Source organism: Halomonas sp. PA16-9 (assembly GCF_009728585.1).
GTDB classification, from domain to species: Bacteria; Pseudomonadota; Gammaproteobacteria; order Pseudomonadales; family Halomonadaceae; genus Vreelandella; species Vreelandella titanicae.
Genome location: NZ_CP040452.1, coordinates 1,776,677 through 1,794,864 on the forward strand (window position 1 = coordinate 1,776,677; position 18,188 = coordinate 1,794,864).

13 protein-coding genes and 7 pseudogenes are annotated in these 18,188 nt (G+C 54.7%); 13 read left to right on the forward strand and 7 right to left on the reverse strand.

What is annotated here, in order from left to right; all coding sequences use genetic code 11:
- Positions 1-43: 43 nt before the first annotated feature.
- Positions 44-685 (reverse strand): TetR/AcrR family transcriptional regulator, encoded by a 642-nt coding sequence (locus tag FDY98_RS24600; RefSeq protein WP_027958059.1) that lies wholly within the window; start codon positions 683-685, stop codon positions 44-46.
- A gap of 114 nt (positions 686-799) precedes the next feature.
- Between FDY98_RS24600 and FDY98_RS29105 the strand changes: the two are divergent.
- The 3 genes and pseudogenes from FDY98_RS29105 to FDY98_RS29115 all read left to right on the forward strand — a co-directional run.
- Positions 800-1,470: pseudogene (locus tag FDY98_RS29105) on the forward strand (beta-ketoacyl synthase N-terminal-like domain-containing protein); the annotation flags it as partial.
- Between the two features lie 33 nt (positions 1,471-1,503).
- The gene (locus FDY98_RS29110; protein ID WP_340147104.1) at positions 1,504-1,836 is read left to right on the forward strand and encodes a hypothetical protein; all 333 of its coding nucleotides are present in this window, start codon (positions 1,504-1,506) and stop codon (positions 1,834-1,836) included.
- A gap of 17 nt (positions 1,837-1,853) precedes the next feature.
- Positions 1,854-2,036 (forward strand): hypothetical protein, encoded by a 183-nt coding sequence (locus FDY98_RS29115; protein ID WP_340146998.1) that lies wholly within the window; start codon positions 1,854-1,856, stop codon positions 2,034-2,036.
- A gap of 61 nt (positions 2,037-2,097) precedes the next feature.
- Here the strand turns inward: FDY98_RS29115 and FDY98_RS24610 are convergent.
- Positions 2,098-2,980, reverse strand: a pseudogene (locus FDY98_RS24610) (alpha/beta fold hydrolase).
- Positions 2,981-3,113: 133 nt separating this feature from the next.
- Positions 3,114-3,974: pseudogene (locus FDY98_RS24615) on the reverse strand (LysR family transcriptional regulator).
- Between the two features lie 122 nt (positions 3,975-4,096).
- Between FDY98_RS24615 and FDY98_RS24620 the strand changes: the two are divergent.
- A pseudogene (locus FDY98_RS24620) lies at positions 4,097-5,106 on the forward strand (zinc-binding alcohol dehydrogenase family protein).
- Between the two features lie 108 nt (positions 5,107-5,214).
- Positions 5,215-6,016: pseudogene (locus FDY98_RS24625) on the forward strand (helix-turn-helix domain-containing protein).
- Between the two features lie 26 nt (positions 6,017-6,042).
- On the opposite strand, the pseudogene FDY98_RS24630 reads toward FDY98_RS24625, so the two are convergent.
- Positions 6,043-6,635: pseudogene (locus FDY98_RS24630) on the reverse strand (TetR family transcriptional regulator C-terminal domain-containing protein).
- Between the two features lie 409 nt (positions 6,636-7,044).
- On the opposite strand from FDY98_RS24630, the gene FDY98_RS29120 reads away from it, so the two are divergent.
- The 8 genes and pseudogenes from FDY98_RS29120 to FDY98_RS24660 all read left to right on the forward strand — a co-directional run bounded on the left by FDY98_RS29120 (position 7,045) and on the right by FDY98_RS24660 (position 15,652).
- Positions 7,045-7,806: an efflux RND transporter periplasmic adaptor subunit gene (locus tag FDY98_RS29120; protein WP_340146999.1), complete on the forward strand. Its 762-nt coding sequence runs from the start codon at positions 7,045-7,047 to the stop codon at positions 7,804-7,806.
- Entirely contained in the window at positions 7,740-8,042 is a 303-nt protein-coding gene (locus FDY98_RS29125) for a hypothetical protein (RefSeq protein WP_340147000.1), read from the forward strand. The genes FDY98_RS29120 and FDY98_RS29125 overlap by 67 nt, the downstream gene beginning before the upstream one ends.
- Positions 8,043-8,116: 74 nt before the next feature.
- A complete protein-coding gene (locus FDY98_RS29130; RefSeq protein WP_340147001.1) occupies positions 8,117-8,257 on the forward strand; it encodes a hypothetical protein in 141 nt (46 codons plus the stop codon).
- A pseudogene (locus FDY98_RS24640) lies at positions 8,254-11,375 on the forward strand (efflux RND transporter permease subunit). The gene FDY98_RS29130 and the pseudogene FDY98_RS24640 overlap by 4 nt, the downstream one beginning before the upstream one ends.
- Positions 11,375-12,781, forward strand: a complete 1,407-nt coding sequence (locus tag FDY98_RS24645) for an ATP-binding protein (protein ID WP_027958064.1) — start codon at positions 11,375-11,377, stop codon at positions 12,779-12,781. The pseudogene FDY98_RS24640 and the gene FDY98_RS24645 overlap by 1 nt, the downstream one beginning before the upstream one ends.
- Before the next feature lie 87 nt (positions 12,782-12,868).
- Positions 12,869-13,564, forward strand: coding sequence for a response regulator (locus tag FDY98_RS24650; protein WP_027958065.1), 696 nt, complete (start codon positions 12,869-12,871; stop codon positions 13,562-13,564).
- A 14-nt stretch (positions 13,565-13,578) separates the two neighbouring features.
- On the forward strand, positions 13,579-14,280 hold the full coding sequence (locus FDY98_RS24655) for a response regulator transcription factor (RefSeq protein WP_027958066.1): 702 nt from the start codon (positions 13,579-13,581) through the stop codon (positions 14,278-14,280).
- The gene (locus FDY98_RS24660; protein ID WP_022522307.1) at positions 14,273-15,652 is read left to right on the forward strand and encodes a sensor histidine kinase; all 1,380 of its coding nucleotides are present in this window, start codon (positions 14,273-14,275) and stop codon (positions 15,650-15,652) included. Before FDY98_RS24655 ends, FDY98_RS24660 begins: the two co-directional genes overlap by 8 nt.
- On the opposite strand, the gene FDY98_RS24665 is transcribed toward FDY98_RS24660, so the two are convergent.
- The 3 genes from FDY98_RS24665 to FDY98_RS24670 are packed head-to-tail and all read right to left on the reverse strand — an operon-like array spanning position 15,645 to position 18,184.
- On the reverse strand, positions 15,645-16,526 hold the full coding sequence (locus tag FDY98_RS24665; protein ID WP_340147105.1) for an AbrB family transcriptional regulator: 882 nt from the start codon (positions 16,524-16,526) through the stop codon (positions 15,645-15,647). The two genes, FDY98_RS24660 and FDY98_RS24665, sit on opposite strands and share 8 nt — an antisense overlap.
- Positions 16,523-16,654 carry a hypothetical protein gene (locus FDY98_RS29135; RefSeq protein ID WP_340147110.1) on the reverse strand — a complete coding sequence of 44 codons (132 nt, stop codon included), beginning with the start codon at positions 16,652-16,654 and terminating at the stop codon, positions 16,523-16,525. Before FDY98_RS29135 ends, FDY98_RS24665 begins: the two co-directional genes overlap by 4 nt.
- 21 nt (positions 16,655-16,675) lie before the next feature.
- Complete coding sequence (locus FDY98_RS24670) at positions 16,676-18,184, reverse strand: tripartite tricarboxylate transporter permease (protein WP_027958068.1); 1,509 nt, start codon at positions 18,182-18,184, stop codon at positions 16,676-16,678.
- Between the last annotated feature and the right edge of the window lie 4 nt (positions 18,185-18,188).

Consider the following 18,188-nt stretch of genomic DNA (forward strand, 5'->3'; position numbering starts at 1 on the left):
GGTTGTTCTTACTACAGCAGCAACTCGGGGTTCTCTTCACGAACTATTGAGCTTGCATCATACGCTCCGCCTCAGCTTCGCTGACCCCGAGCATCAGCAAAATCTGGCGTTGTGTGGCTACCAACACCTGCTTTCGCTCCACCTCCCCCGGCAAACTTTTGGCAATGGCGACGGCCCCTACCAGGGAGGCCAATATGACCCGGGATTTATCAGCAATCGCTTTGCGGTCATCGGCAAAGGGAAGTTGTTTCAGCTTACTCAGCGCTATCAATCGCGTTTCAAGCATCTTTTTCATACTCATATATGACGCTTCAAACAGGGTGCGGATTTCGGCTTTTTCACTGCCTATTTCGTTGAACAGTACCGCTTCAGGCCCCGGCTTATGCTTAGCTTCCAACTCTTGGAGATTGCAGTAGTTGGCGACTAATTCGGTTAGATGTTGTAACGAAAGTGGGCCTTTTACCAGCCTGGCCGCCCGGCTGTTATCAATGGTTAGGCGAACAGACTCATTGTAAAGGGCCTCTTTGGAAGCGAAATGTGCATAAAAAGCGCCATGCGTCATCTTGGCTAGCTTCATGATCTGGCCAATCGATACCTTTTGAAACCCATTGCGGCTGAATAGCTCTGTCGCCGAAGCCAAAATGCGCTCTTTGGTTTTCGATTTATGGCTCTTGGGATAAGGCATATCTACCTCGTCAGCTAAATATTATCTTGATCATATAGTGCCCATTGCTAGGGTGACCATATCAATAAATTAGGAGCCACTATGCACTCACCTATCGTGATTACCGGCATGGGTATGGTCAGCCCGCTAGGCAACAGCGTCAATAAAAGTTGGCAGCGACTGGTTGACGGCCAGTCTGGCATCAGCACCATTGACCGCTTTGACACCAGCAATATCCCGATCAAAATTGCCGGGGTGGTGCCGAGCATTAACCACGACCCCAGCGGCGGTATTGACCTGGATGAGATAGCCGACCCCAAAGAGCAGCGCAAAATGGACTTGTTCAGCCTCTACGCATTGGCGGCAGCCAAAGAGGCACTGTCACAGGCCAACTGGTTTCCCGTTGAGCAGGCTCAGAAACGCAGAACGGCCACCATTATCGGTTCTGGCATTGGCGGCTTCCCTACCATTACACAAGCTCAAAAAACCCTTTCTGAGCGCGGCTATCGCAAACTTTCCCCCTTCACGGTGCCCGCCTTTCTAGCCAATTTGGCTGCGGGCAATCTGTCCATTCGCTATGGTTTTCAAGGCCCACTGGGTGCCCAGTAACGGCTTGCGCGGCAGGTCTACAGGCCATTGGCGACGGTATGCGCATCATACGCAATGGAGAAGCCGATGTAGCCCTCGTCGGCGGCGCCGAGGCATGTATTGACCCGCTTTCACTGGCCAGCTTTAACGCTCTAAAGGCCGTTTCCACAGAAGCAGACAACCCTGAACGCGCGTCCAGACCCTTTGATAAAGCCCGTAACGGTTTTGTGATGGGAGAAGGCGCTGGCGTTATGGTGATCGAAACGCTTGAGCATGCGGTCGCGCGGGGTGCAACGCCGTTAGCGGTGATTAGCGGCTACGGCACCAGCGCAGATGCCTATCATCTAACGGCAGGCCCAAAGGATGGGGCCGGCGCAGCGGCAGCGATTCAAGCGGCGCTAGGCATGGCGAACCTATCTACTGATGCTATTGACCACATCAATGCCCACGCCACCTCGACACCCGTTGGCGACCGGGCTGAAATTGCCTCATTGCGTAATGTATTCGGTGAGCGCTTGCCCGCCATTCCTATTTCGGCAACGAAAGCCGCCACAGGCCATCTCTTAGGCGCAGCAGGGGCATAGAGAGTATTTTCTCTGTATTGGCAGCCAATACGCAGCAACTTCCGCCCACCATCAATCTTGAGCACTGCGATGATGATATGCAGGATTTAACCTTCGTCACGGCGACTCATCATAAGCACATCACTAAGCATGTATTGTGCAACGGATTCGGTTTTGGTGGCGTCAATGCGGCGCTTATTGTTAGCAGTATCGAGCGTTAAAGACGGAAATAAATAAACCGATCTGCCGCCAGGCTATGATCGGTTTATCTAAACACTATTGTCATCCTTTCTTGCATAGAAACGACAGCGCTTCCTCAAGCAGCATTTTGGGAACTTCCTCAGCGATGTAGTGGCCGCAAGGCAGCGCTTTGCCGTCTACATCGGTGGCGACTTTTTGCCACTCGCTTAAAGCATCGAAGCAGGCTTCAATAGCGCCTTCAGCGCCCCACATCACTTTTATCGGGCAGGTGAGTTTTACACCCGCGTCGATATCTGCCTGATCGTGCGCTAAATCAATCGTGGCGCTGGCGCGGTAGTCGCCGCAAATGCCGGTGGCGGTACCGGGGAGCGACAAGCAGCGCTCATATTCGGCCAGGGCTTCTGAGGAGAAAGGCGCCATACCGGCACTGCGGGCACCCATTACGCTTTTCAGATATTGGGCGGGATCGCTCTGGATCAGCATTTCCGGCAGCGGCTGAGGCCGAATCAAGAAGAACCAGTGCCAGTAACTGCGTGCAAAGGCCTCGTTGGTGCCGCGATACTGGCAAGCGTCGGGGCGATATCCAATAGCACCATGCGCTCTACGCGTTCAGCGTGGTCAACACCTAAACGGTGGGCGACCCGCGCGCCGCGATCATGGGCCAGCACTTTAAACGCTCGAAACCCAGCGCGCTCATTAGCTCAGCCATATCCTGCGCCATAGCGCGCTTGGAGTAATTTAGATGCTCAGGATCATCGTCGGGTTTACTGCTGTCACCGTATCCGCGCAGATCCGCGGCGATAATGGTGAAATATGGGGCAAGTTCTTCTGCCACTTTGTGCCAAATCACGTGGGTCTGAGGTGGCCATGAAGCAGTAGCAGTGCCGGGCCTCTGCCACCCATTCGAAAAGCGATCTCGACGCCATTAACGTGGCGTGTTTTGTTTTTCAAACCCATGAAACATGGTGTCTCCTGGTCTGCTGGCAATGTAACTAACACAACGTAATCGCGTAACCCTTTTATAAACGCCTATATCAGTGATTCGCAATACAAGTTGATGTTAAACCCTGACCTCAGTCGCTAGCGGCTGTAACCTTTTAACTGCTGAATAAGAAGTCTTTTAACGCTATCACGGCAGGCGTCAATGAAAGGCGATGAGGGCACACAAGTAAAGCGGCGTTGGCTCGCAGGGAAACTCCTCCAGCATTGCCACTAGGCGACCATTTCGAAGATCTTCTTCAACGTCTAGCCGTGACTTGTAAGCAATGCCCTCGCCAGCCATGCCCAGCGCCGCACACAATCGGCATCGTCGCTCACCCGATTGCCTTTTACGTTGATGTTGTCACTCCCGAACTTCCACTGGTTATAACACGTTCGCCAAGCACGAAACACAGACAGTTTGTGCTGGTGTAAATCGTCGGGTAAGCAGGACTGCCATGACGCGTAATATAGTCTGGAGAGGCACATACCACGCGATAGTTATCGCTTTTAAGCGGCAATGCGACGAGGCTGGAGTCTTCCGGAACGCCGTATCGCAGGGCGATTTCTACGGTTGGCGGAACAGGTCACTCACGCGGTCACTTACTCGCAGGCGTAAATGCAACGCGGTGCTGGGCCATAAAGGTGTCCAACCAGCCCAGCAGCACATTGCGACCCAGGTCGGAAGGCATGGCAAGACTGAGCTCTCCAGCGATCTCTTGGCGCTCGCGGTGAAGTTCTTTCTCGCCTTGGTTGAGAGCATTGAGCGCCGCTTTAGCGTGCACAAGGTAGTGTGCGCCCGCGGTGGTTAGCCGCAAACTGCGGGTAGAGCGCACCAATAGCCGTGTGCCTAGCGCGTCTTCCAAACGTTTGATGGCCACACTGGCCACCGCTGGAGTAATCGCTAACTCCCGCGCAGCGGCAGAAAGGCTGCCGTACTCGGCGGCATAGGTCAGCACTTTTAGATCATCGACACGCATTAGCCCCCCTGGCGCCTGCTATCTTCAAAATTTATTAGAAACTGTTAGCAAGATTACCCCTCTTTTTAGCAAAACAACATCCAGGCATGATGGCGCAACGACAACTCACGAGACTCCCCATTATGAAAGCGATTGCCTTTACCCAAAGTCTGCCTATTGATCATCCTGATGCACTTCAAGAGATTGAGTTACCGATCCCAACACCAGAAGCCCACGATATTCGTGTTGCGGTTAGCGCCATTTCCGTAAACCCCGTTGATGCCAAAGTGCGCAACAGCGCCTTGCCGAAAACCGGCGAGCCGCGCGTACTTGGGTACGATGCTGTAGGCATTGTGGATGCCGTTGGCAGCGCCGTTACGCGTTTTCAGCCAGGTGACCGGGTGTGGTATGCGGGTAACGTTGCTCGCCAAGGCTCTAACGCCGAGTTTCAACTGGTCGATGAGCGCATCGCCAGCCTAGCGCCAAAAAGCCTTTCTGACACTGAAGTCGCTGCGCTTCCATTAACCGCCATTACCGCTTGGGAACTGCTGTTTGACCGGCTAGAGCTGGGCATGCGCGATACCCAAGGCAAAAGCCTGTTGGTGATTGGCGCAGCGGGGGGCGTGGGCTCAATCCTTGTGCAACTTGCCAAACAGCTCACCGATATTACTGTTATTGGTACGGCGTCTCGGCCCGAAAGCCAATCCTGGGTGAAGTCGCTAGGCGCGGACGCAGTGATTGACCACCACCAACCACTTGATCAGACGCTTAAAGTGGCAGGCTTTGACGGGGTGGATATGGTGATCAGCCTTAACCAAACCGATCACCACTTTGAGGCCATTGTTGAAGCCTTAAGCCTCAGGGCAAATTGGCACTGATTGATGACCCGGAACTGATCGATGTGCGGAAGCTCAAAGTGAAAAGCCTTTCGCTGCATTGGGAGCTGATGTTTACCCGCCCGTTATTCACCACCGACGATCTTGCCAAGCAGCACGATCTGCTCACAGAAGTGGCGGCCATGGTCGATGATGGAAGGCTAACAACCACCTTAGGCGAGGTGTTAGGCCCCATTAATGCTGAGAATCTAAAACGCGCGCACGCCCTTATTGAGAGCAACCGCACGATCGGCAAACTGGTCTTGGAAGGTTTTTAAACAAAAAATTGCTTAATGGGCGCGACGGCCCTGGCACAAGGCCGTTGCACTCTGAGGCGTGAACCATCACATTAGGCAGCCACGACACCAAGAGAATCGAGTCACCCCATGCATGACGATTTTGTGGCCAACCTGCGCCTGCTCTGCAGCTACTACCCGTCTATTGCAGAGGTTTGTCGGCGTTTAACGATCAACCGTGCTCAGTTTAACCGCTACCTGAGTGGGCGCTACCGCCCAGCCACGCCGCTCTTCAGCGCATTTGCCACTTTTTCGGCGTCACCACTGAGGATATCGCGCTACCCCATCATGATTTTCGTGCTCTGGTACAAACCGGCCAGCTCAATAGAGAAGCAACCCCAGCAACGCTGCCTTGGCCTAACGCGCTGGTTCAGCGCGGCAGCGAAGGCATGGAGCGCTATATTGGCCGTTACTTTGAGCTTTATCACTCAATGTCGCGACCGGGGCAGTTAATGCGAACTTTGGTGTGCCTGGAAGCACGGGAAGGTGGCGTGGTCTATCAGCGCACCGAGCGGATGCAGACCACGCCCGGCTCTCGACCGTGTCACAATCGTTATGTAGGTACCGCGGTTAAGCTTGCGGATCGACTCTTTTGGTCGACCACGAAACCCTTAACGGCCATGAAATCACTCAGACGATTCTGTTTCCGAGTTTTCAGAGCCAAGTGACGCGTTTGACCGGCTTAAAAATAGGCGTGGCGGATAACAGTGAACGCATGCCCTGCTGTGTGCGGGTGGTGTATCAACGCCTGGATGAACAGGTCAGCCTGCGCGAAGCGCTGGCACAGTGCGGTTTAATAACACTGGACGACCCTTCACTTGATGACGCTCTAATAGCCGCCACTCGAAACGATGTGGCCGCTGATGAGCATCACTTCAGAGCTCGTCACTAGAGCACGGATGTTTAAGTGTGTAAGCGTTAAGAGGAAGGCACCAGCACTTGCTGGAACAGAATCTTTTCAAAGTGTTCCATGGGCTCGACGGATTTCAACGTCTTGGCGCGCGTAGAATAGCGCCTTCCCAGCCGGTAAGAATAAAGCTGGCGAGCGCTTCTGGGGGCGAATGGGTGGCAATATCTCCCCGCGTCTGGGCATCTTCCAGGCAGCGCACAAAACGCTGCTCCCAGCGCTGAAAGACTAGATTTAGCGCATCGCGGAAGGTATCGCTCTGCCCCGAAAGCTCTTGGCCAAGGTTGCCAATCAAACAGCCCGTGGCGTGGTCGCACTCGTGCATATGCTCACGGCCAGCCGCGAAGTAACGTTTTAGACGCTCAAGCGGCGGCGTGTCATTATCTTCCAGCAGCGCCATCAACGTTTCATCATAGCTGGCGGCAAAACGCTCGATCACCGCCAACCCGAAATCTTCTTTGCTGGAAAAGTAGTGATAGAAAGAGCCTTTAGGCACACCGCAGGTTTTTAAAACGGCATTAATGCCCGTTGCGTTGTAGCCTTGCTGACTAATCAGCTGGGCGCCGCTATCGATTAATTTGTCGCGCGTTGCAGTATTTTTCATATGCCTAAAGTAGACCAGTCAGTCTATTGCTTTCAAGTGAGAGAAAGCCAAGTGAATGAAAGCCAATTTGTAAGAGAACCCAATTGTAAGAAAATCTAGCTGTAAGAAAGCCTGGTTAAGTGGCAGTTGCATGTTATTTGCACATTTTTTGACTAATGGCTGCTTAACAATGCGCGATGCTGGGCTTTGTACGAAAACTGACTGCGCTCGCCAATACGGCGTTAAAAATCAACTCGTGCGCGAGTCCGATCAAAATGCTCATTTACACCCGTAAATTCGCACGCGAATCCGATCCTTTTTTCGTTGATTTTTGCCTTATCTAGCCTTCGCTCGGCGACTTTTCGTACAAACCCTAGCATCATACGCTTATTTTTCTGGAATTTTCGCTCCCAATGGATGACGCGCGGTAATGACTCTTTCTCGCTATTACGCTACGAATCAACATGGCCGCATTCGTTTGGGTGCTGTGGTCGCATTATTGATTCTTATTACCACATTGGCCCTTGCTTGGTGGATCATTACTCAACCACCGCGTATAGAGCGTACCCCACCGCCTGAGCCTCTGCCTAGTGTGGTAGACGTCGTCACGGTGAGCGCTAGTTCCCAGGCACCCAACCTGTACGCTTTTGGGCGTGTTGAAGCAGAGCAGGAGACGATGCTGGCCAGCCGTGTAGCGGGCCAATTGGAGCGTTTTGCTGATAACGTTGTGCCCGGTCAGGTGGTCGAGCAGCAAGCCCCTGTGGCCTATATTGATCAAGCCGACCTGGCACTGAGCCTTGAAGATGCTGAGGCGCAACTAGCCAATGCTCAAGCGCAGCTGGCGCTAGAGCAGGCGGAGCAGCAACGCGCCCGCAGCGAGTACGAATCTTTTGGTCGTCAGCTCTCAGCAGAGCGGCGGTCACTGGTACTACGCGAACCGCAGCTGCGCCAAGCACAGGCCCAAGTCACCCAAGCACGAGTGGCCCGCGACCAAGCGGCTCTGAATGTGGAACGCGCCACTCTCACTGCTCCCTGGCGGGCCATGGTGCAAGAGCGCCTGGTCGGCGCCGGCAGCCTGCTCAGTCAGGGTACAGAAGTAGTCCACTTGGTGGGCGTTGAGCAGTTTTGGGTGCGCGCCTCGCTTCCAGCGAGTGGACGGAGTGGCTGGAAGCGGGTAGCAGCGTTACGTTAACCAGCCGCGGCTGGCCCGAAGGCGCCACACGCGAAGGACTCCTGGTCTCAATGCTACCCAGCCTTGAAGAGAATGGCCTGCAGGCACAGCTGTTGATTGCGGTTAACGACCCGCTCGCCCTAGAGACCGACGGCCCTGCCCTGCGCCTGGGCGATGTCCTGCGCGCTCTTTTCAACCGGCTATTCAGGAGCAGCTTATTTCACTACCTTCTGCGGCTCTCCGCCCGGGTGACGTAGCGTGGCGGGTAGATGAAGAGAATCGTTTACGCCGAACGCCGGTCACCCTGGCTTATCGCGGGGAAGATGATGCTTTGATTCGTGGCGGCTTGGAAACCGGCCAGCAGGTCGTCACCGCGGGCTTGGCCCAGCCCAGAGAAGGCCAGCTAGTGCGCATTCGTCACCCCAACGACACCCCGGCTCAAGCAGGAGATGGACCGGGAGATGAATCATGAAGGTACCACGCGGCCCATTGGCTTGGATGGTAGATCACGGGGTAGCCCCCAACTTATTGATGGTGCTGTTTATCGTCGGCGGCCTAATGGCGTCGCTAGCGATTAAGAAGGAAGTGTTCCCTGAATTCGACATCGAAGTCGTGCAAGTCACTATCAGCTACCCTGGCGCCACGCCGGAGGATGTGGAACAGAGCCTGCTGCTACCGGTGGAAGCCGCGATTGCCGATGTAGAGGGCATCGACGAGCTGACCGCGACGGCCAGCGAAGGCAGTGCCAGCGTCAACGCAACGCTGATTGATGGTGTGGATGTGATGCGCGCCTATCAGGATATCCAGCAGGCGGTGAACGCCATCACAACTCTCCCTAGCGCTGCCGATCCACCGCACTTTACCCTCGCGGGGCGCTCCCGCAGCGTGTTGAGCCTACAGGTTTACGGCCAAGTCGGTCTGGAAGCACTGCACAACGCGGCCGAAGACGTGCGCGGTGAACTGCAAGCCACTCCCGGCATCTCCCGTGCGGAGCTATCCGGCAACCGCGAGCGAGAGATTCAAGTCCACTTGGACGAAGAGGCCATCGAGCGCTATGGCCTTGATCACCAGGAACTTGCCAACCGCATTGCCGAAGAAGCCCTTGACCTCGCTAGTGGCCAGCTCACAACGGAAGAAGGTGAGTGGCTGATTCGCTATCAGGGGCGGCGTAACAGCGCCGAGGCCTTTGCCGAGCTGCCGATTCTGACCAGCACCCAGGGGGCGCCGATTACCCTGGGCGAGATCGCCAGAGTCAGCGATGGCTTTGCCGAAACCGACCGAGAGGAGTTTTATAACGGCCAGCCCGGTCTCTCTGTGGATGTTTACCAGATTGGTGATCAAACCCCGACCAGTATTTCGGAAGCGGTCAACGGTGAGCTTGAGCGCCTACGCGCAGGTATGCCAGAAGGCGTCAGCCTGGATATTTCCCGCGACAGCTCAGAAGTTTACGAAGATCGTCTTAGCCTGCTGTTAAAAAACGCCTGGATGGGGCTAGCGCTGGTATTGGTACTCATGGCGCTATTTTTGGAAGCGCGGTTGGCGTTCTGGGTCACCCTGGGCATTCCAACGGCGTTCCTGGGTGCCATGCTGTTTCTGCCCTGGATCGGCGTCTCGCTCAATATGATGTCGATGTTCGCCTTTATTATCGCCCTGGGGATCGTGGTAGATGACGCCATTATCGTTGGTGAGAATATCTACAGCTACCGGGAAGAGGGTTACTCACTGCGCGATGCGGCGGTCAAAGGTGCTAGCGAAATTGCCACGCCGCTAACCTTTGCGATTCTGTCCAATATCGTCGCCTTCCTGCCGCTGCTATTTTTACCCGGCTTTTTGGGGCTGATTTTTGCCACCGTGCCGGTAGTGGTGGTGACGGTATTCTTGATTTCCTGGCTGGAAGCCTTGGTGATTCTACCCGCTCACCTGGCGCATAGTCGCAAACCGCGCCAAACCCCGGCGTGGCAGCGTCCCCTTGAAGCACTGCGCCAGCGCCTTCAGGGGGCCTGCACCACTTTACTTATCACCAGTTCGAACCGTTCCTGCAACGCGCCCTCAATCAGCGCCTGCTCAGTGTTTCGCTGGGCATCGCGATTCTGTTGATCGCGCTCTCCTGGGCGATGAGTGGGCGTTTGGGCTTTTCCCTGATGCCACGGGTCGAATCGGATCAGGTGCAGGCCACGGTCACCCTGCCCATTGGTAGCAATATCAACGTTAGCCGCGAGCTTAGCCAACAGTTGCTCGACGCCGCCGATGCCCTCAGCGAGCGCGAAGAGACACTTAGCTTCAGCAGCTCACGCAGCCGCTTAGATGGCGAAAGTTTGGAAGTGCGTTTGGATATTGCCAGCGAGAGCCTGGAAGCGTGGCCACCCTCGCGTATCGCCCGGGAGTGGCGTGATCTCACCGGCGATTTACTCGGCGCCCAGTCGGTTCGTTTTGAAGCCGATGTCGGCGGGCCCGGTAGCGGCGCGGCACTCAGCCTACGTCTTTCGCACCCGGATACTCAGGTGCTGGAAGCCGCCGCCGAACGCTTAGCGGAAACGCTGGGCGGCTATGGCCTCACAGATATCGACAGCGGCCTTGGTGACGGTAAACCGCAGTTAGAAATGCGTCTTTCTGCCGAAGGCCGCGCCTTGGGGCTCACGGGTAATAATCTAGCCCAAGCCCTGCGCGGGCCACTCCAGGGCGCCACCGCGCTTGAACAGTACGTGGGGCGCAGCGAAATCAGCGTTGAGGTACGTTTACCCACCGACAACCGCGACAGTTTGAATGAGCTCTACCGCATGCCGGTGCGCACACCTGATGGGCTGAGTGTACCGCTATCGCGAGTGGCCGACATTACCATCAGCCAAGCCTCTAGCAGCCTTGAACGCATTAACGGGCGGCGGATTATTACCGTTACCGCTGACTCGGAAAGCGATGTGGCCATCAATCAAGTGCTCGCCACGCTCCAGGAAGAGGAGTTTCCCAGTCTGGAAGCGACCTGGCCGGGGTTGGAAGTCAGCATGGGTGGCCGTCAGCAGGATACCGCCGACAATTTAGCCACGCTAAGAACTTCCATGTGGTTAATGATTGCCGCGCTCTATGCACTGCTGGCGATCCCGTTTAGAAGCTACCTACAACCACTGCTGGTGCTGGCCGCGATCCCCTTTGGCATTGTTGGTGCCGTCGCTGGACATATGATCATGGGCTTCGGGCTATCCATCATTAGCCTGCTGGGTATGCTGGCGCTCTCAGGCGTGGTCATTAACGACGCCTTGGTGCTGATTGATTACGCCAACCGCAAACGCCGTGAGGGCATGGCCGCCCGGGAAGCCATTGTGGCAGCAGCCACCCGCCGCTTACGCCCGATAATGATGACCACGCTGACGACCTTTCTAGGTCTGGCACCGATGATCTTGGAAACGTCCAGACAGGCGCGCTTTATGATCCCCATGGCGATCTCGCTCGGCTTCGGTATGCTTTTCGCCACAGTGATACTGCTGATCCTGGTGCCCTGCCTCTATTTAGGCATGGAGAATGTTCGCGAGCGGCTCAGCGCGCCACGCCAACCGACACTAGATAAAAACCCTAGCCAAAAAGAAGGAGCCCACTGATGGCCTTGCTCACAGCCATACGTCAATGGCGCCCCTCTCGGCTGGGGCTCAAGCTGTTCGTGATTATTCTCAGCGTCAATGTAGCGATCTCAGCGAGTATGTTTCTTGCTGTCTCGTACAGTATTGACCGCGGCTTTCTCGACTACCTCAACCAGGCCCAGGAACGCCGTGCCACACTGCTGGCTGACGGCCTCGTGACTCGCTGGGAAACCCAGCAGAGCTGGGGATGGCTGGAGCAGTCACCGGAACGCTGGCCGTATATTGTCCGCTTTGAACTGGGTCAGGAGCATAGTGACCGCCCTTCGCCACTCGGTGAGGCGCGGGACTTCACCCTGCGCGCAGCGGATGGCCGTTTTGTGGTGCTCCCCAGGAGCGGGCGCGAAGGTTCGGGCAGTTGGCATTGGCTAACCCTTCGCAGCGGCGATACCGATATCGGCTCGCTGGGTTTTCGGCCGCCCCGAGAAATGATGGAGCGTATGGAGAGCCGCTTCCTTGAGCGCCAACAGCGTAACTTGGTGCTTATCGTGATATCACTCTGCGTTGCCTCACTGCTACTGGCAGGCGGGCTCTCCTGGTGGCTGGGGCGACGCACTCGGGCACTGGCGGGCGCCACGCTGCGGCTTACCGAGGGCGACTATCGCACTCGACTGCCTGAACGCGGTCGCGATGAGCTATCGCGCCTGGCACGCGACTTCAACGTATTGGCAGCAACGCTGGAGGCCAGCCGCGATGCCCGCGCCCGCTGGGTTTCTGATACCGCCCACGAGCTGCGCACGCCGCTGGCGGTGCTGCGCGGCGAAATCGAAGCCATGCAGGATGGGATTCGTCCATTGAATCAGGAGAACCTTAGCTCCCTCGCCCAGGAAGTGGGGCAGCTAGAGCGTTTAGTGGCGGATTTACGCTTGCTATCGCAAAGCGATGCTGGCGCGCTGGATATTCAGTTGGCGCCGATGGATCTTAGCGACTGCCTTGCCAGCCGCCTGACCGACGCCGACCGCTGGTTAGTCGAAAGCGGTTTAACGCTGACCGACCAGATCGAGCCTGGCATTATGATTCGTGGCGATGCCCAACGCCTGCGCCAGCTGTGGAACAACCTATTGGATAACAGCTGCGCCTACACCCAACCACCGGGCGAGCTGCGTGTCACGCTCACCGCCCAACAGGGGATGGCAGTAGTCACCTGGGAAGACAGCACGCCGGGCGTGCCGGAGGAAGAACTAGCACGCTTGACCGAGCGGCTCTATCGTGTGGAAGGCTCGCGCAGCCGTGCCAGCGGCGGCAGCGGCTTGGGACTCTCCATTGCCAGCGCCCTGGTCAATGCCCATGGTGCAACGCTAACGCCCTCTATCTCAACGCTAGGGGGGCTACGTTGGACGCTGCGTTTTCCTCTGTTGGCTGCTGATTAGTATTTCCGGGATTAATATCTCCAAAGCCGATATTACAAGAACCGTTAAGCCATGCTTTCACGTTCACTGTTAAGCGAGTCTACCTTTATGTCCCATGCTGCCTCTTTACTGATTGTCGAGGACGAACCGAAGATTGCCCGCCTAATGGCGGACTACTTAACCACCCACGGTTTTGAGGTAACCACCCTGGGCCATGGCGATGAGGTGATACCGTGGCTGGAGCAGCACTCCCCTGCGTTGGTACTCCTCGATATCATGCTGCCAGGCAAAGATGGCCTCACCCTCAGCCGGGAAATACGTCAAAAGTGGCCGACCATTGCGATCATTATGGTCACCGCCAAGGTAGAAGAGGTGGATCGCTTGCTGGGGCTAGAGCTGGGTGCCGATGACTACATCTGCAAGCCATTCAGCCCCCGGGAAGTAGTCGCCCGGGTGAAGGCGGTGCTGCGCCGCAGCCAAGCAGTCGCCGATGCCCCAACCAAGGTGCAAAACGCCCCCGTGGTATTAAACGAAGACGGCTGGCAAGCGCTCGCCCACGGGCAGGATTTAGGCCTAACGGCGGTGGAGTTTCAACTGCTGCGGGTGATGATGCAGGCGCCAGGACGTATCTTCAGCCGCGAACAGCTGATGGATCACATGTATCGCGACAACCGCATCGTCTCGGAGCGCACCGTAGACAGCCACATCAAAAAGCTGCGCAAGAAGATCCACGAAGCGCTTCCGGAGCTGGAGATCATCCGTTCTGTCTATGGCGTAGGGTATAAGTACCAGCCGGAGGGATAACAACAGGACTGCTTATGAAGGCGCTTGTAGTAGAAGACAACGTTAATTTAGCCAACTCTATTGCAGCCACACTTAGCGAGGCTGCCTTTAGCATTGATGTCGCCGACGATGGCAGAAAAGCACTCCATATGCTTGAACAGGGTGGATACGACCTGTTGGTGTTGGATCTTGGCCTGCCTGAATTGGATGGCATCTCCCTACTACGCAGATTACGCCATCAGCAGGATACGATCCCTGTCTTGATTATTTCGGCACGCGACAGCCTGGATCAGCGCATACATGGTCTTGAAGTGGGCGCAGACGACTATCTATGCAAGCCTTTTTCGTTGGAAGAAGTTACTGCACGTGCCCGTGCGTTAGTGCGGCGTGCCAAGCACTTTGGCGGAGAAACGCTGCAGTGTGGGCGCTTAGAGTTTTTACCCGATGCCATGGAGCTTCGGCTTGACGGCAAACCCTTGCTGTTGCATCGCCGCGAGTTAGAAGTCATGGAGTACCTGCTGATAAACCAAAATCGCCTCGTTAATAAGGATCAAATTATCGACCGACTATCTACCTCAGATGAGTCGGTCAGCTACGCTGCGGTGGAAACTTACATCTCCCGGGTTCGTAAAAAAATTGGCTACGATTTCGGCTTAAAAACGGTACGCGGCCTGGGCTATTACCTGGAATCTAAAGACTACGAACCTAAAGACGTGAAAGCCCCTGGCTATGAATAAACGCCAATCGATCCGCAGTCGGCTGCTTTTATGGATTGGACTGCCTTTCACCGCCCTCGCGATCTTGGCATTGATCTCTAGTCACCTGCTGCTGTCTCGCCAAATTAATGCCACCTTTGATGACCTGCTACTTAATGCAGCTCAGAGACTGGAGCGTCGAATTTACACAGCGGATGGTGAGCTACGCATCAATATGCACTATTTCAGCATCAGTACACTTGGCAGCAGAGGTGAAGGAAAAATTTTCTATCGCATTAAAGAAAATGACGGGGACATAATCGCAGGCTTTAGCGGTTTGACAGATCCACCCCAAACGTCGCATGAGCCAATTTTTTATGATGTAGATTATGCGGGCAATGCTTTAAGAGCTGTTGCGCTCACCCTTCCGTTCCGGCGCGGAGGCGAACCGGTAGACATTGAAGTCGTCGTCGCCGAATCAAAGGAAGCCCGCCACACCCTTACCAACGACTTCATGATAACGCTCACAGGATTAATGGTCGTTACAGGATTACTAGCAATTTCAATTGCACTTTTAGCCATTCACCTTGGGTTAGCACCTCTTAACGCGGTTAGCCAAGCCTTGCGACAACGTTCACCGAATGACTTGCATGCATTGGATGATGCAGCCCCAAAAGAGATCTTGCCGCTAATCCAGAGCATTAATCATTTAATGCAGCGTATGCGGCGCAGTATTGAAAGCACTCAGCAGCTCAATGCTGATGTCTCGCATCAGCTTAGAACGCCTGTCTCAGAGATTCGCGCTTTAACGGAAATGTCGCTTAAAGACCCCTCGCACTCACCCGCTCATACTAGCCTGCGAGAGATTCAACGCATCGCTGAACATGCTAGCCATACCGTTAAGCAACTGCTTAAATACGCCAAAACACGCAGCGAATTAGTCGATACGTCTCACCTCGAAAGCGTCGATTTAATCGCCATTTGCCATGACGCCTGTGCTCAGACTGCCCCTAATATTTATAAACAGAACCAAGAACTCGCCTTTGATCAACATAAAGCAATACCTAACATTTTGGGCGACCCCATTATGCTGCGCTGGTTGGTGACCAATCTCATCGAAAATGCCAGCGTGCATGCGGGTGGCAGCATGGCCTATAGAGGCGTTATAACCGTTGCACTAACGGCTGACACGCGCCAAGTAACCTTAACGGTTAGCGATGAGGGTACCGGCGTGGAGGAAGCGCAGCTTTCCAAATTGACGGAACGCTTTTTCCGCCACAACAAACATACGCCTGGAAGCGGATTAGGGCTGGCCATTGTGGAACAAATTGCAACGACGCACTCTGCCCGACTGGCGTTAACGAATCGGCCCCAGGGCGGCTTTGAGGTCTCGGTGACTTTCCCCGCTATTTAAGCGGCTGATTGACTATCCGCAGCATTAGCGGGGTCATAAAGATCAATAGCAGTAGGCGCAGTATGTGGTGAGAAACAACATAGACTGGGTCGATACCCATCACCATGGCGATCACCGCCATTTCTCCTACTCCACCAGGAATTAACGCAAGCAGGACGGCAACGAAGGCTAGTTGGGTAAAACTTGAAACCAACCACGCTATTAGCGCCGCTACCACCAACGCAAATAGTGCAAAAGTAATCCCATAGCGCCCCATGCTGACCACCTGCGACCACTGAGTTCCTGAAAAACGCGAGCCTACAGAAGCCCCCAACACCAGAAATGCAGCAAGCACTACCCCGGTCGGCAGGGAGTAATCAAATCCAAGGTTAGCAATAATGGCCCCTGCGGCCATGGGCCCTAAAAACTCAGGCAGGGGAATTCTTAATAAGCGCGCTAACCACCAACACAGTGGTGCCAATAACAGAGGCAAGATATCGACTAAGGCTAGCGCTGATGGTGAACTGGCAAGCGCTACATCATCAACAAAAAAACTCGCCACGAAAGCCGCACCCGAGACCACGGTGACTAAGCGTAGCGAGTGAGAGATGGCGATCCAGCGTAAATCTCCATTTGCACGTTCAGCCAGCACCAGCGCTGAATTCATACTCCCTGGGTACGAGCAAAAAATAGCATTCATCCGCCCTACACTCGCTCGGTTAAAAATCCAGAATCCGCCGATCAGCATTAGTCCCATATAAACCAGCATTGCCAGCACACTGGGGTACCACAAAACCAATCCTACGAGTTCATCTGCTTGGATTCGACTCCCGATAAATAGCCCTAGCAGTGCTATGGCAGTGCGGTGTACGCGCTTATCGACACCTGTTTTCACCCCATCAGTGATAAGCCCATCACCATAAACAGAGACCCAAGCATCCAAGCCAAGGGCAATGAAAAAAGGGTGGCAAACCAGCCACCCATAAAACCCAAGCCAACGGTAATGACAGTTCTTTTCAACATTTCAAATTCTGAATTCAAGAATCATAGTTGAGCAGCCTCTTGACGCGCTTTAAGCCGCTTCATTACAGGCTGGCTAAATAGTGAGATCAGCAGTAAGGCAAAAATAGCCAGCGTTACTGGGCGCTCAAAAACGTACGTAATGTCGCCACCACTGATTTGATAGGAGTGAAGTAGTGATTTTTCAGCCAACGATCCTAATAGCATGCCGATCACAGCGGCGGGTACGGAGTAGCCGTAGTGGCGAAATATCCAACCGATCACCGCAAACACCAGCACCGTAGCGGGCCCAGTCATATTGCCGGTTAGCCCGAAGGATCCCATTACCGCCAGCACCAACACAGAAGGAATCAAGTAGCGCATGGGCACTTTGACGATATTGGCCAAGAGAGGAATAAACAGTAAGCCGATGATCACCAGTAGAAACACCTGGGCAAAGTTAGCGAAGATAATCGCGTAAACCACATCCGTTTGCTGGCGAATAAACTGCGGGCCGCCAGTGATGTTATGCATAGCAAAAGCCGCTAACATTACTGCTGTAGCGCCACCGCCGGGAATTCCTAGTGCCAGCAGTGTTGCCATCGAGCCCCCTTCGGAGCTGCTGTTAGCCGCCTCAGAGGCCACGACCCCTTTCGGATTGCCTGTCCCAAATGAATCGGGATCCCGATCACGGCGCTTAGTTTCTATGTAAGAGAGCAGGTTAGACACGGAGGAACCCACACCAGGAACCGCCCCTACCAACACCCCAATCAAACCACCCCGAATCATCACAACAGGGTAACGCATCGCCATTCTGCAGCCTTCGAAGATCTCACTCACCTTGACCTTGCGGGCATCGGCAGATTCAACGATGAAGCCTTTATTAGCTAGCTTAAATAGCTCTGAAGCAGCAAACATGCCCATCATGGCCGGAATGACGGGGACGCCGTCCAACAGGTAAGTTTGCCCCATCGTCCCGCGTGCTAAACCAATTTCGCTAAACCCAATCGTCCCCACTAACAGGCCAACAAATCCTGCAATCAAGCCTTTAAGCACCTGTTCGCCTTTTAAGCTCGCAATCAGCGTCATCCCCCAGAGAATCACTACAAACATCTCTGCTGGTCCCAATCTCAGCACCATGTAGGAAAGCGGCTGTATCATAAAGAACAGCACCACGTAGCCCATCAGCGCGCCAATCACCGAGGAGGCTAACGCGACACCTAACGCCTGGTTATGCTGCCCCTTTCGCGCCATGGGGTAACCATCAAACGCGGTAGCGATTGCCGAAGAGGTTCCCGGAATATTCATCAGAATGGCTGGGATACCGGCACCAAATGAGCCGCCAGTAAAAATAGCGGTAAGGAACAACATGGCTTGAATAAAGTCCATGTACATGGTCATTGGCAGGAAAATGGCCATAGCCATTGATATCTGCAGGCCTGGCGTTGCGCCAAAAATAAGCCCCAGCACGATACCTGGCACTACCACCAACCAAGGGCCAAAATTAGAAAAAAGCAGATCAAAACTCTGCCCTACTGCGCCAAAATCAATCATGGTA

Coding starts and splice junctions, on each gene's coding strand:
- FDY98_RS24600 (WP_027958059.1), bottom strand. CDS start 685: ATGCCTTATCCCAAGAGCCATAAATCGAAAACCAAAGAGCGCATTTTG.
- FDY98_RS29110 (WP_340147104.1), top strand. CDS start 1,504: ATGGTGATCGAAACGCTTGAGCATGCGGTCGCGCGGGGTGCAACGCCG.
- FDY98_RS29120 (WP_340146999.1), top strand. CDS start 7,045: ATGACTCTTTCTCGCTATTACGCTACGAATCAACATGGCCGCATTCGT.
- FDY98_RS24645 (WP_027958064.1), top strand. CDS start 11,375: ATGGCCTTGCTCACAGCCATACGTCAATGGCGCCCCTCTCGGCTGGGG.
- FDY98_RS24650 (WP_027958065.1), top strand. CDS start 12,869: ATGTCCCATGCTGCCTCTTTACTGATTGTCGAGGACGAACCGAAGATT.
- FDY98_RS24655 (WP_027958066.1), top strand. CDS start 13,579: ATGAAGGCGCTTGTAGTAGAAGACAACGTTAATTTAGCCAACTCTATT.
- FDY98_RS24660 (WP_022522307.1), top strand. CDS start 14,273: ATGAATAAACGCCAATCGATCCGCAGTCGGCTGCTTTTATGGATTGGA.
- FDY98_RS29135 (WP_340147110.1), bottom strand. CDS start 16,654: ATGTTGAAAAGAACTGTCATTACCGTTGGCTTGGGTTTTATGGGTGGC.
- FDY98_RS24670 (WP_027958068.1), bottom strand. CDS start 18,184: ATGATTGATTTTGGCGCAGTAGGGCAGAGTTTTGATCTGCTTTTTTCT.